Genomic DNA, 12,322 nt, shown 5'->3' with positions numbered 1-12,322 from the left:
AATGCGCCTGGTTGATCCGCAAGCATTGCAAAACCATGACGGCCTTTATACCGTTGGCATCCGCTTGCTGGACCTCGCTTTCCAGCCCAAACGAGACACGATGCCATAACCCCTGACGATCATCCCTGTGGAGCCCGTCGAGGTACGGCCAACGACCACATGAGGATAGCCCCGTGAATCAATGGTCCGAGGACTTGATCGCGATCGACCGCGCCAGAACCCTGGACGGGCTCTTTCTGCAACGGACCATTCGGTCGCCCGAACGTGTCGCCTACCGCTATCACGAGCGCGGCGACGGCTGGAAGGATCTGACCTGGGGCGATATGAGCCGATGGGTGGCGCGCTGGCGCCAGGCCCTGTCCGGCGAATCGCTGGAGCCCGGCGACCGGGTCGCCGTACTGCTGCGAAACTGCCCCGAATGGGTGATGTTCGATCAGGCCGCCTTCTCGCTGGGCCTGGTCACGGTGCCGCTCTATACCGACGACCGTGCCGACAATGCCGCCTACATCCTGCAGGACGCCGCGGTCAAGGTCCTGCTGATCCAGGATGCGGGCCGCTGGCGCCGACTGGCCGAGGCGATCGGCGAGTCCAGCTGTCCGTCACGGGTCGTCATCCTCGAATCCAGCCAGGCCGCCCAGGATCTGGCCAGGGAGGATCCGCGCGTGCTGGTCTCCGACCAGTGGCTGCCCGACTCCGCGCCCGGGCTGCAACCCCGCATGGGCGACCCCAGATCGCTGGCGACCATCGTCTACACCTCGGGAACCACCGGACGCCCGAAAGGCGTGATGCTGAGCCATTACAACATCCTCACCAACGCCCACGCCGTCCTGACCCTGATCAACGTCTACCGCGAGGACGTTTTCCTCTCCTTCCTGCCGCTCTCGCACATGCTGGAGCGCACCGGCGGCTATTATCTACCCCTGATGTCCGGCTCGACCGTGGTCTATTCCAGATCCATCGCCCAGCTCGCCGAGGACCTGCAGACGATACGGCCGACGGTCGTGATCGCCGTGCCGCGCGTCTTCGAGCGCATCTACCAGCGCATCGCCGACCAGCTCGAGACCAAGCCGGCCGCGGTGCGCTGGATGTTCGATCTGGCCGTATCGGCCGGTTGGCGCGCCTTCCTGCGCAAGCAGGGACGCGCGGGCTGGCATCCGAAGCTGCTGCTCTGGCCCTTGCTGAGGCGCAAGGTGGGCGCGCCCGTCATGGAGCGACTGGGAGGACGCATGCGCGCCGCCGTCAGCGGCGGAGCCGCGCTGCCCACCGGCGTCGCACAGACCTTCATCGGTCTCGGGCTACCCCTGATCCAGGGCTACGGCCTGACCGAGACCAGTCCGGTGGTGAGCTTCAACCCGCTCGAAAAGAACATCCCGGAAAGCGTCGGCGTTCCCATCCGCGGCATCCAGGTCCGTATCGGCGCCGACGACGAGCTCCAGGTCAAGGGCGACAACGTCATGATGGGCTATTGGAACAACCACGCCGCGACCACCGAGGTCCTGTCTCAGGACGGCTGGTTCCACACCGGCGACCAGGCCCATCTCGAGAACGGACACATCTATATCACCGGCCGGCTCAAGGACATCCTGGTACTCTCCAACGGCGAGAAGGTGCCGCCGGGGGATCTGGAGATGGCGATCGGCATGGATCCGCTGTTCGATCAGGTGGTGGTGCTCGGCGAGGGGCACTCCTATCTCACCGCACTGCTAGTCCTGAACGCCGACCTCTGGGGCGGACTCGCCAGGGAATACGGCCTCGACCCCGAACACCCGGCCAGCCTGGAAGACTCGCCGCTGCACAAGGGCATCCTCAAGCGCATTCGCTTCGCCCTGCGCGACTTTCCCGGATACACCAAGATTCGTCGCATCACGCTGACGCTCGAACCCTGGTCGATCGACAACGGCCTGCTGACACCTACGCTCAAGATCAAGCGCAACAAGGTCGTCGAACGTTACCGGGAGGCCATCGAGTTCATGTACAGCATGGATTCCTGATCTTGCCTAACGCGTCGCGAGGGCATAGACTAGTCCTTCGCTGCGGGTGTAGTTCAATGGTAGAACAGGAGCTTCCCAAGCTTCTAACGTGGGTTCGATTCCCATCACCCGCTCCAATCCCCCGCCCCGATTCGCCCCAGCCCGAGACCCGGCCTTGCACGATATGACGCCCGAGACATTCGCGAGCGCCGTGCTCGACTGGTATGCCGTCTTCGGCCGCAAGGATCTGCCCTGGCAGCGCGAACCCGCGCCCTATCCCGTCTGGGTCTCCGAGATCATGCTCCAGCAGACTCAGGTCGCGGTCGTCATTCCCTATTTCGAACGCTTCATGACGAGCTTCCCGGACATCGGAACCCTGGCCAATGCCCCCGTCGACGCCGTGCTGGCGCACTGGTCAGGTCTCGGCTATTACGCCCGTGCCCGCAACCTGCATCGTGCCGCCCAGATCGTCCGGGATCGGCATCGAGGCCAATTCCCCTCGGACTTCGACCAGGTCGTCGCGCTGCCCGGAATCGGGCGATCGACGGCCGGGGCCATCCTCTCGCTGGCGTTGGGACAACATCACCCGATCCTCGACGGCAACGTCAAACGCGTCCTGACCCGCTGTTTCGGCATCGATGGCTGGCCCGGCAGCAGCCAGATTCTGGCGCGACTCTGGACGCTCGCCGAGCGTTGCACCCCCCGAAACGATACCGGCTTTTACAACCAAGGCATGATGGATCTGGGCGCCACGCTCTGCACCCGAGCCCGACCGGCCTGCGAGCGCTGTCCGGTCGCGAGCCATTGCATGGCCAGGTCGCAGAATCGGCAACACCAGCTTCCCACACCGCGACCGGCCAAGAAGATTCCCGAGCGCACGACCCAAATGCTGATCGCCATGCGACCGACCGGCGAGATCCTGCTCGAACGCCGTCCGCCCAGCGGCATCTGGGGCGGTCTCTGGAGCCTGCCCGAAACGCCCGAGGGCAGGGATCCAGGCGACTGGAGCCTGTCGCAGCTCGGACAGCTCCCGGCCAAGGTTGAAATGCGCCCCTCCTGCCGTCACACCTTCAGTCACTATCGGCTCGACATCCAGGTGGCGCTGATCCGACTCGAGCGCGGACCGGACCGAATCGCGGACGACGATGGGCGATGCTGGAGAACTCCGGACGAGGCGCTGAATCTCGGCATTCCCGCACCCGTCAAACGCATCCTGGAGGAGCTCGAGTCCCAAATCGGTCGATCATAGACAGACATCGGCCGAAGACAGATCGCCCACAGGAGCAGTCATGACCCATACCGTCCATTGCATCAAACTCGACCGAGAAGCCGAGGGCCTCGATCGCCCGCCCTACCCGGGCGACCTGGGCAAGCGCATCTACGACCAGGTCTCCAAAGAGGCCTGGCAGGAATGGCTCCGACATCAGACGATGCTCATCAACGAAAATCGTCTCAGCCCCATCGACCCCAAGGCGCGCAAGTTCCTCGAAACCCAGATGGAGGAGTATTTCTTCGGCGAGGGTGCCGAACCCCCATCCGGCTTCACCCCACCGAGCGCCGCCTAACGGACGACACCCGAAAAAGCGGCATACCCCTTGACAGGCATATATCGAGCTGCTTAAATTAGCAGCTCAATTCGGCAGCAAATGCCGAGTAGATATACCTAGCCCAGGTAGCTCAGTTGGTAGAGCAGCGGACTGAAAATCCGCGTGTCGGTGGTTCGATTCCGCCCCTGGGCACCAAAAAACAAGGAGTTAGGCCGAAAGCCTAGCTCCTTTCTTTTTTCGGGGAACTCTGGGGGAACTTTTGGCGGGATTTCGGCCGTCTTGAGTCGATCTGAGACCGACCCTCCCTCTCCGTTGGTATCTGGTTAGTACTCGTCACGATTCAGATACAAGAAACCCGCCATGTAGGCGGGTCTCAGACCTGCATGATTTGCGTCACTGACGCCTAACCGATCCCCAACCGGCCGGCTCGGGTATCACCTTCGCGCGCGCGGAGCACTCCAGGATCCTGGTCATCTGTACCGCCTGCTGGCCGTCTCACCCTCGCGCGCGCGGAGCACTCGCTCCTGCAGTTCGTGCAGTGATGTCCCGCTCAGTCTCACCCTCGCGCGCGCGGAGCACTCGGGGTACGGTTTCGACGTATACCCAGCTCCAAGTCCTCACCCGCGCGGAGCACTCATCCGATCCCCAGCCGACCAAGGACATTCCGAACGGTCCCGTCCGAGATCCCCAGCTCGCGGCCGATCGCCCGCTTGGTGGTCCCTTGCTGGTACAGATCCCGGATCCGGCGGTCCCGCTCGGACAACTCCTCATCGCTCGACTAATTCTCGTCAGTGACGGCTTTCAGGGCCGCGCGTGCCTCATCGCGCTCCTGGATGAACCGCTCGCCTTCGCGGACACGCTCCTCGAGGACCTGGCGGAGCTTGGTGTCCAGGCTGCTTACTCTGGCTCGAAGAGCCCGGATTGTGCGCTCAGACTCGGCGCGCTCGCGGAGCAAGCCCTTGGTCGTCTCGCGGGCTTCGGACAGCTCGCGCTCGAGTGCCTCTATTCTGTCACTGACGGCATTGTCCGGTTTTGCGTCAGTGACGGGATTAGTGCCAGCCTTCAGGCGCTCTAGGTATCGACGCTGGCGTTCGGCGCCGGTCATGGCGTTGCCAGTCGGCTTGCGTCCGCGCTTCCTGGGTGTCTGGGTTGCAGGGTCGGTCATGGGGTGCATTTCCTGTCAGTGACGGTAATTAGATGTTAGCGTCAGTGACAGAATTAGCAAAGGGTGCATCCATACGGCCATGGCCCATGCGGACGCGGGCTGAGCGGCAATTCGTGGCGGTTGGTAGCGTGCGGGTCCTTCCTGGACATGAAGAGGTGCGGGTTTTCGCGCCGCGCGGTTTTTCTAGTCGCAAGGCATCCTACGATGTCAGACGTAAAGGGCGCCTCTGCCACCATGTTGGGGCGCGAGCTGGCCGGTGGCCGTGCCTGTCGTTGCTGCTTCTGAGATATGCTCGAGACAACGATCGGAGGTGGTTTCGCATTCATCAATGGATGACCGTCTTCGTCTCCTGGCTGGGCGGGAAGTCGCCAGCAAACTCCTCCATTGGCCTCAAGATCAGACTCACGAAAGCGGCGGCCTGAGCGTGGGCCAGTGCCTGCTTTACCTTACCGATCGCGCTGTCGACGCCCTCCAGATGGCTCTCGCACTTGCCGACCAGTTCCTGGTAATCGCAGAGGCCCGGGATGCGCTCGCACTCCTCCCGTGGGCTGAATGCGGTCAGACCGGCCTCGGCGAGGAGGCTGGCTAGACGATCCTGGGTCTTGGCAAGGGTCTGTTCGCCCTGCTCGCGCATATCTGCCAGATGCTTCAGCCGGGTCCTCAGCTGGGGAATCTGGGATATCTTGGATTGCTTGGTCATGGATTTCTCCGTGTTGAGGGCCTGAGCGTTCTACAGCGCCACGCTCTTCGCGCGCTCGAGCTCACGCATGAAATGCTCCAAGAATGCTTCGCCCCCTTCGACGACCTGCACGGTTTCGCTCCTGCCCGACGGCAACGATAGGCGTATGTCGACGACGCGCACGGGGAGAACGGCGACAGATTGGGATTGCGAGGGTTGAACGGCGGTCGACTCGGTCGCGGTCGAGGATTCGGCCGCGGCGTTCTCCTCGGCCTGCTTGCGGGCCGCCTCCTCTTCAGCATTGATGGCGTCGAGGCGCTTCTCGTAGATGGCCTCGAGCAGGCGGAGCTGCTCCTGGAGCGCCTTGATGGCGGCCTGGTTGCCCTGGGCCTTGGCCACGGCGAGTTGAGCCTGGAGCGCCATTTGGTCCTGGAGATACTGGAGCCTGAGCACCTCACCCTGCTGGTCGTTGAGCCGCGCCCATTCGATCTGGAGTGACGCGAGCCCGCTCTCGGTGCTGTCGGTGAAATCCTCCATCTCGCGCTTGGCGTCTCGGATCGCGTCGCGCAGTCCCTCGAGGCGCTCGTCCCCAAGGCGGGCATAGGTCCGCTCCATGCGCTCGAGCTTGGCGATGTAGTCGGTGAGCGACAGATCGCCGGCGACATATCGGCCGTTGAGAGCCGAGAGTTTCGCGTCCAGCTCGTCGGCTGCTCGAGCCAGTGCGGCGGCACGCACGGCGGCCGCAGCGGCCCTTTCGCCGATGGTCCGGAGCTGGTGGGCGTAGAGGTCGTAACTGAGAATGCCCCGAGACGCGTCCATACCCCTGAGCGTCTCGTAGACCTCCTTGAACTTCTGTTCGGCGACGTCGGCATAGTCGCCGAGTGCTTCCAGATCGACGCCCGCAGATTTCATGGTCTGCGACCAGGTGCGGGTGACGGATGCCGACTGCGCCGCGCTGCGATCGAACGACGCGACATTACTCGCCACATTGACGACGGCGGCGGCGGTGTCTTCCGCCGCGGCGGCCTGCTCGCGCCCGGCATCCGTCGCTTCCCGGGTCTGTTCGGCCAGACGCCGCTCGGCCTCGGCCGCCGCTTCGGCGCTCTGCACCTGCACCTGTCCGGTCTCGGAGACGATGACGGCCAATCCCTGCTGAGCCGCCTTGATCTGCAGGGTCGAGTCGACCACGCCACCGTTGGCTGCCACGGCCGCCTCGGCGTATTGCGTGAAGGCCTCCTGGATGCCCTGCGGGGTCGCCTGACCGCTGGCCTTGATGACTTCGAAATCCGCCTTCGCCTGGTCGCGGGTTCGCCCGAGCAGCTCCTTGGTCTGAATGCCCATGCGGGCGAAGGCTTCGATGACGGCGGTCGCCGTGACATCCGCCTGGTCCTTGGCCTCCTTGAGGCTCTTCTTCAGCTCCTCGATCTCCGAGCGGATCCGCGCGGCGCCCTGCACGTCCCCAACCGACATGAACGCCTTGTAGGCGATCTCGAGGGCGTTGATCTGCTGCGAGAGCTGCTCGACCGGGGTACGCAGGTCCTCGACCGCCTTCTTGTTGCCGCCGAGCGCAATGGCCTGCGCCTCCTCGGCATAGATCAGCGCCTGGAGCTTGGCCTCCTGGTCCGCGTAGGCATCGGTCAAAGCATCGGAGGATCGCGTAACGTCCGCGTGCGCGTCGCCGAGCAGACCAAGCGCAGTCCCAGCTTCGGTGAAATGCTGTTTTGCCGCCTCGCCGTAGTTCCGTGATGCCTCGGACATGCTGTCCGCGGCGGCCCTGACCTTGCCGGCCCACTCCTCGGAGACGATACCAAGACGTTCGGCGGCGGCGGTGACAGTAGCGTACGCCTGCATGGGCAGAGCAATCGCCTTGGCGATGATCTGGCCGATCGTTTCGATGGTGCCTCGGAGCCCATTCCACGCGGCCGACATCGCCGTCATGACCGATTGGGTCCGATCCGCCAGATCCGCGAGGGTCTGTCCCCATCCGACCAGTGTCGGGCCGGCCTGGGCCGCGAAGTCCTGCACCCGCTGCAACAGCGCCTTGAAGTCGAGCGTCGAGAGGAAGTTCAGACCGGCATCGATCGCCTTGCCGAAGGCGGCGGCGAGGATGTCGCCGAACTCGCGGACCGCTCCGGACTCGGTCAGCTGTTTGTAGAGGTCGGCGATCTTGTTGTAGAAGGCGGTCAGCACCGGCAGCATGCCCTGCCCGAGCTGTTCCTTGAGGTCGGTCAGGCGCTTGCCCGCGAGATCGATGGCACCGGAGAGCCCGGAGCCCATGGCCGACGAGACGCCTTCCACCTGCCCGGCGACGGCGTCGAGGATGACCCCCTGGGCCTTGGCTGTGTCCCCCATCGCGACGAACTGGCCGATGAGCGCCCGCTGGCCATCGGTGAAGGTGACGCCGACCCGGCCCAGGGCGGTCAGCCCCTTGACCGGGTCCTCAAGGGCCTTGCCCATCATGACGGCCGCGGATTCGACGCTGCCAAAGCCGGTATCGGCCAGATCCTGGGAGAGCGCCAGGGTGCGCTCGAAGACGTCACGGCCGACCGACTTGAAGGTCAGTAGCTCGGCGGCGGCATCGCGGAAGGCGTCGGCCGCGCCGAGCCCTGCTTCGTCGAGCCGCCGGGCCATGGTGTCGATCTCCTCGGCCGTGAGCCCGGCGGCACCACCGGTTGCGGTGATGGCGCCCCGCAGTTTGCCCATCTGACGCTCGAGCGCCTCGGCGGCATCGACCGAGTCGCCGAAGAGCTTGGAGAACGCCCACCCGGACAGGGCGGCGATGGCGGCCGTGATGCCGGCCGTGAGCTTGGTAACGGAGCCCGTCAACTGCCCGACGACTTTCGATGCTTGATCGCGGGCGTTGATCAGGATCTGGACGGCGAAGTTCTGGTTTGCCATGAGCGAATCTCAGATGGGTGCGCGGTTGCCGCTCACGTGGACTCTTGCGACGAGTGAGTGGGCGGCCCCACGCTTGCGTGTGGAGGTAATGCGGCTCCGGGACCCATCCCTAGCGTTGCATGGGGTTCTCGAAGGCAGGCCGTAACGAGAAGCCAGCTCGGTGGGTAGCATCCTTGATTTGATCGAGTTGCTCATGCAACCGCTGGATCTCCTCATCCAGTGGGTCGAGATGACAGGTCCCAGGCGGCAGCAGGGCCACGTCCTCGCGGGCACGCAAAAGCGACTCCAGCGCTCGGCTCATGCTGTCCATGCACTGACGGAGATCAAGGAGTGGCGTTACATCGATCATCTGTCTACCTCACGCGGTGACCGCTTCCGGTTGATCCTGGGCTCCCTTCTGGTCGGACAGCTCTTCACCCGAGTCTTGGGTGCCCGGCGATTTGCTGAGACTCAACTCGACATTTTCGGCCAGAGGACTCGTACCAGCTTGGTAAACCTGATCGAGCAAGACTCCGCTCAGCTGGCCCAGCTCTTCGGAAGGTCGCCGTAATGGTTTGGGCTGATGCAAGAGCGCCAGGGCAATGGCTGCATTGACCTCAAGAGTCCAGCGTCTGGTTGTTGCGTGCTCCAGCGCAGCTTTCGGCGCATCCAATCGGGGCAGATTGATGTCACGTTGGTGGTGACAAACGCCAATCGACTCCAGCTCCGCAACCAAGGCGGCGATGGCGAGTGAATCCGCGTGGGGAGTATCGACCTCGACCTCGGTGGTCTTGCGTATCTTGGCGCGCTGCTCCAAGTCCTGCTTGATGGCCTCCGCGAACCTCCGCGCGGCGGGCTGGAAAGTCTCCTGCAGAAATGCCCGGCGATCCGCGATCACTTGGCGCAGATCCTTGGCCCTAGCCATATCGCGAGCGTGCTGCTCGGCCTCGGCGGCCTTGGCCTTTTTCATCTGAGCGCCGCTCAGAGCCGCACGCATGGTCGATGCCTCATGGTCCGCCTGGACCACCTCCGCTCCAATGGCATCGAGTCGGGCTTGGGCTTTAATGTCGCCAAGAGCGGCGGGCAAGGCCAAGCTGGCTTGTTCCTCTTGCAGCGTGGCTTGTTTGCTCTCCAGGACTTCCAGGCCGTGCGACAGACGCTCGATTACGGCTTGCCAGTCGGCGGTTGACTTGGGCTTCGCCTTCAATCCGAATCCCTCGAATAGTTTACTCACCATGGTTGATCGCTCTCAGATACTGTTGATGGAAATCCGGATGCGCTCGAGCGGCATCCAGAATGACCTTTCCACGACGCATGCCGGAGTGGATGCGGCGTAGCACTTGGATTTCGAATTGAGTCTCATCGGCTGCATGGAGCTCACACCTCCGCCTCGAAGCGCCAGCCATCGACGCTCGGCAAAACCCCGGCCAGATCGAGCACCAGCAGTACCTCGGCCCCGTTCTTCTCTCGCAAACGTGCCGTTGCGTTCGTGAACTGCTGGTGTTCGCCGGGCGTCTTCACGGGCTTGCCGCGAGAGACCAAGAAACAGACGGCATCGATCAAGGTGGCGAGCGAGTCGGGGGGACGGTGAGAGCTCGTGTCTTGCGTTCTCTCCTGGTGACGGGCGCCGGTGGCGATCACGTCCTGCCCTTCGACATAGCGCCGCAATTCCTCGACCGGCGATTCGAGGGGGTTTGACTCCTGATCGAGAAAGACGCCCGCCGAGTCGAGAGTGACCAGCAGCTCGGTTCCGCGCATTGCCTGCAAGCGTCTCGTCACGTCTGCGAGGGCTCGGCGCTCGTCAAATGTGTCTGCCGGCTTGCCGTGCAGCGTGACAAAGCAGCGTGCGTCTTCCAGGGTGGGCCGTGTGACCGGATGCGAGGTCAGGCTCATGACGCGACCTTCCCGCCGCCGAGCGCGGCGATATGCTGCCGCATCGTTGCGAGCTTGGCCTTGGTAAGAAGAACTCCGGTCAGACCTTGCAGACTAGCCATGGGCGACCTCCTGACGGAAAGCCTCGGCGCGACGGCGGGCCAACTCGGGGTTGGTGCGGGCCAGCTCCAGCGGTGCCAGGCTGGGCGACACGCCCCGAGCGAGGATCCCATCCAGGGCGTTCTGGTATTCGGCCTTGGTCGCCGTCGTGTCTGGGCGGGAGGGTTGGCGCTCCTGCTTGAGCGCGGCGATCAGCTCGGGGTGGTTGCTTGCGGTCTTCAGGACCGCCATCGCACGGGACATGCCTTGCGATTCGTAGGCGGCGACCTGGGCCGCATGGCGCGCGGCGGCGCTGGTGGTGGCAGGGGTGCCGGTTGGCGTTGTCGTTGACGACATGGCGTGCTGTCCTCGGGTGGTGGATGAACTGCTGTGGTTGCCGTGACGCGAGACCACGCGGTCGGCCATGCCAGCGGCCACCGCATCGGCGCCGATGCGGACACTGCCCCGGCCGAAACGCTCGAGCACGTGCCGGCGCTCGACCTGGCGATACGAGGCCACGTCGCCGACGAAGATGGCGGCCAGCTCGTCGACCAGGCGCTGGGCCTCGGCGCGGCCGGGATCGGATGCCGGATCCAACCGCTTGTTGGGGCTCTGGCTCGAGACGATCTCGATCAGGTCGGGCGCGCGGCGGCGGTGGGTCGAGACGATGCCGACCGACCCGACCATGGCCGTGGGGCTGACCTGGATCTCGCTGGCGGCGCTGGCAATCCAGTAGGCCGCCGAGCAGCACAGACCATCCGTGTAGGCGGTGACCGGCTTGGCGCTGGCGTGGATCAGCGTGGCCAGCGCCTCGGGGCCTTGGGCCACGCCACCGGGCGAGTCGATCTCGAGCAGGATGCGCGAGACGCTGGAATCGGCGTTGGCGGCGGCGAGCTGCCGGGCCAGGGTGTCGAGATCGGGCCAGCCGAGCAGGCGGCTCACCAGCGACGGACGGCGCAGGATGGGGCCGATGATCGGAATCAGGGCCGCTTCACCCTCGCGGCTGGTCCCGGCCATGGGCGAGCTGGGCGCGAGGGCGCGAAGCTCCGCTTCGGGTCGCTCCAGGAGGGCAAGGACGCCCTCGAGCTGGTCCGGCAGGATCGCCCAAGCGGTGGCGGGAATGGATGCGGGCATGGATTTCTCACAAGCGGTTTCGGGTGGTATCAGGATCACCCCGCCCGCGTGAAATCGATACGGTTCAATGATTTCGGAGAATATTCGAGATCTGGCGGGCGCTGCTGGGCAAGGATCCGAACTGCTTGGCGCGAAACAGCGCGACGCGCAGGGCGCTCGACCCGCTCGGCGGGTCGGACAGCGCCTGCCAGCGCGGCCAGATCACCGACTCGAAGCGGGCGATCTCGGATTCCAGCGCCAGGCAGCGGCGCCAGGGCGAGGCGCCCTCGCAGCATTCCAGGGCCTCGCGCAGAGAGGCGTTCCGCTGGAGCCGGCGCCAGCGTGTCAGGGCGCGCTCTTGACCCTGGGCGCCCCCCAGCTCCAAGGCGGCATCCAGTGAATCGACCTCGCCGGCGAGCCAGCGACGAATCCCGGTCGACAAGGCGCCCTCGGGCGTCTCGGGCGGTCGATTGGCGAAGCGCTCGGCCAGGTCGGCGAGATCAGCGGCATCCACGCGCGGGCTCCTCCCCAGTGATCTGAACCCCCGTGCGACGGCGGTGTGCAATCCGATCCCGGATCCGCCGATCCCGGTCGGATCGCTCGGGCTCCCGGTGCTCGGCCTCGAGGAGGTCGCCCACCAGTCCGTTACCAGCGAGATTTCCGCGAGTTGCGGTTCAACAGCCAGCGGTGGACGGCGGCGGTGTCAAAGAGCCGCTTCTTTTCCTCGTCGGGCACGCCTTTGCCGGTCTTGGGCTCCTGGTGGACCGGGCAGCCGGCGCGGACCCAGCCGCGCACAGCATCAGCAGTTACGCCGAACACGTCGGCGATTCCAAAGCGGTCGAGAATCATGGGCTTACCTCAGGTTTGAGTGGTGGTGGTATGAAGCAGCCCTATAGGGGCTTATAGCTCATCCCTTTACCCATATCTCAGACCAGTTTCGCACACATTCCTTGTTTGATTGCGACACAAGACTGGATTCGTCGTCGGAGTTTCCGTTGCA

12 protein-coding genes and 2 tRNA genes are annotated in these 12,322 nt (G+C 64.6%); 5 read left to right on the top strand and 9 right to left on the bottom strand.

Translation table 11 applies throughout. The annotated features are described in order from the left end of the window. Positions 1 to 173: 173 nt before the first annotated feature. The 5 genes from D779_RS19560 (at position 174) to D779_RS19540 (ending at position 3,712) form a co-directional block, all read left to right on the top strand. Entirely contained in the window at positions 174 to 1,991 is a 1,818-nt protein-coding gene (locus tag D779_RS19560; protein WP_043757661.1) for an AMP-dependent synthetase/ligase, read from the top strand. Positions 1,992 to 2,033: 42 nt separating this feature from the next. Next, positions 2,034 to 2,107 (top strand) — tRNA-Gly (locus D779_RS19555). Between the two features lie 47 nt (positions 2,108 to 2,154). Then, complete coding sequence (gene mutY / locus D779_RS19550) at positions 2,155 to 3,219, top strand: A/G-specific adenine glycosylase (protein ID WP_043757657.1); 1,065 nt, start codon at positions 2,155 to 2,157, stop codon at positions 3,217 to 3,219. 40 nt (positions 3,220 to 3,259) lie between these two features. After that, positions 3,260 to 3,535 carry an oxidative damage protection protein gene (locus tag D779_RS19545; RefSeq protein ID WP_043757656.1) on the top strand — a complete coding sequence of 92 codons (276 nt, stop codon included), beginning with the start codon at positions 3,260 to 3,262 and terminating at the stop codon, positions 3,533 to 3,535. Positions 3,536 to 3,636: 101 nt separating this feature from the next. After that, positions 3,637 to 3,712 (top strand) — tRNA-Phe (locus tag D779_RS19540). Positions 3,713 to 4,151: 439 nt separating this feature from the next. Here the strand turns inward: D779_RS19540 and D779_RS23340 are convergent. The 9 genes from D779_RS23340 to D779_RS19495 all read right to left on the bottom strand — a co-directional run bounded on the left by D779_RS23340 (position 4,152) and on the right by D779_RS19495 (position 12,171). Further along, positions 4,152 to 4,280: a helix-turn-helix domain-containing protein gene (locus D779_RS23340; RefSeq protein ID WP_157726470.1), complete on the bottom strand. Its 129-nt coding sequence runs from the start codon at positions 4,278 to 4,280 to the stop codon at positions 4,152 to 4,154. A gap of 15 nt (positions 4,281 to 4,295) precedes the next feature. After that, positions 4,296 to 4,682 carry a hypothetical protein gene (locus D779_RS22010; RefSeq protein WP_094300811.1) on the bottom strand — a complete coding sequence of 129 codons (387 nt, stop codon included), beginning with the start codon at positions 4,680 to 4,682 and terminating at the stop codon, positions 4,296 to 4,298. A gap of 325 nt (positions 4,683 to 5,007) precedes the next feature. Beyond that, complete coding sequence (locus D779_RS19530; protein WP_043757651.1) at positions 5,008 to 5,382, bottom strand: hypothetical protein; 375 nt, start codon at positions 5,380 to 5,382, stop codon at positions 5,008 to 5,010. Between the two features lie 30 nt (positions 5,383 to 5,412). Next, positions 5,413 to 8,259 carry a phage tail length tape measure family protein gene (locus tag D779_RS19525; RefSeq protein ID WP_043757650.1) on the bottom strand — a complete coding sequence of 949 codons (2,847 nt, stop codon included), beginning with the start codon at positions 8,257 to 8,259 and terminating at the stop codon, positions 5,413 to 5,415. 358 nt (positions 8,260 to 8,617) lie between these two features. Next, positions 8,618 to 9,445: a hypothetical protein gene (locus D779_RS19515; protein ID WP_157726469.1), complete on the bottom strand. Its 828-nt coding sequence runs from the start codon at positions 9,443 to 9,445 to the stop codon at positions 8,618 to 8,620. Positions 9,446 to 9,615: 170 nt separating this feature from the next. Beyond that, the gene (locus D779_RS19510) at positions 9,616 to 10,131 is read right to left on the bottom strand and encodes a hypothetical protein (protein ID WP_157726468.1); all 516 of its coding nucleotides are present in this window, start codon (positions 10,129 to 10,131) and stop codon (positions 9,616 to 9,618) included. A gap of 93 nt (positions 10,132 to 10,224) precedes the next feature. Continuing rightward, a complete protein-coding gene (locus tag D779_RS21345) occupies positions 10,225 to 11,343 on the bottom strand; it encodes a S49 family peptidase (protein WP_052348305.1) in 1,119 nt (372 codons plus the stop codon). Positions 11,344 to 11,407: 64 nt separating this feature from the next. Beyond that, the gene (locus D779_RS19500; protein ID WP_043757638.1) at positions 11,408 to 11,836 is read right to left on the bottom strand and encodes a hypothetical protein; all 429 of its coding nucleotides are present in this window, start codon (positions 11,834 to 11,836) and stop codon (positions 11,408 to 11,410) included. Positions 11,837 to 11,967: 131 nt separating this feature from the next. Next, complete coding sequence (locus D779_RS19495; RefSeq protein ID WP_043757635.1) at positions 11,968 to 12,171, bottom strand: terminase small subunit; 204 nt, start codon at positions 12,169 to 12,171, stop codon at positions 11,968 to 11,970. Positions 12,172 to 12,322 lie beyond the last annotated feature (151 nt).

Source organism: Imhoffiella purpurea (assembly GCF_000585215.1).
In the GTDB taxonomy this organism is placed as follows: domain Bacteria; phylum Pseudomonadota; class Gammaproteobacteria; order Chromatiales; family Chromatiaceae; genus Imhoffiella; species Imhoffiella purpurea.
This window is presented reverse-complemented; position numbering and strand designations above follow the sequence as displayed.

Bases quoted from the DNA above. Each gene is read 5' to 3' on its own strand.
- mutY (WP_043757657.1), top strand. From the start codon at position 2,155: ATGACGCCCGAGACATTCGCGAGCGCCGTGCTCGACTGGTATGCCGTC.
- D779_RS19545 (WP_043757656.1), top strand. From the start codon at position 3,260: ATGACCCATACCGTCCATTGCATCAAACTCGACCGAGAAGCCGAGGGC.
- D779_RS22010 (WP_094300811.1), bottom strand. From the start codon at position 4,682: ATGACCGACCCTGCAACCCAGACACCCAGGAAGCGCGGACGCAAGCCG.
- D779_RS19530 (WP_043757651.1), bottom strand. From the start codon at position 5,382: ATGACCAAGCAATCCAAGATATCCCAGATTCCCCAGCTGAGGACCCGG.
- D779_RS19525 (WP_043757650.1), bottom strand. From the start codon at position 8,259: ATGGCAAACCAGAACTTCGCCGTCCAGATCCTGATCAACGCCCGCGAT.
- D779_RS19510 (WP_157726468.1), bottom strand. From the start codon at position 10,131: ATGAGCCTGACCTCGCATCCGGTCACACGGCCCACCCTGGAAGACGCA.
- D779_RS21345 (WP_052348305.1), bottom strand. From the start codon at position 11,343: ATGCCCGCATCCATTCCCGCCACCGCTTGGGCGATCCTGCCGGACCAG.
- D779_RS19495 (WP_043757635.1), bottom strand. From the start codon at position 12,171: ATGATTCTCGACCGCTTTGGAATCGCCGACGTGTTCGGCGTAACTGCT.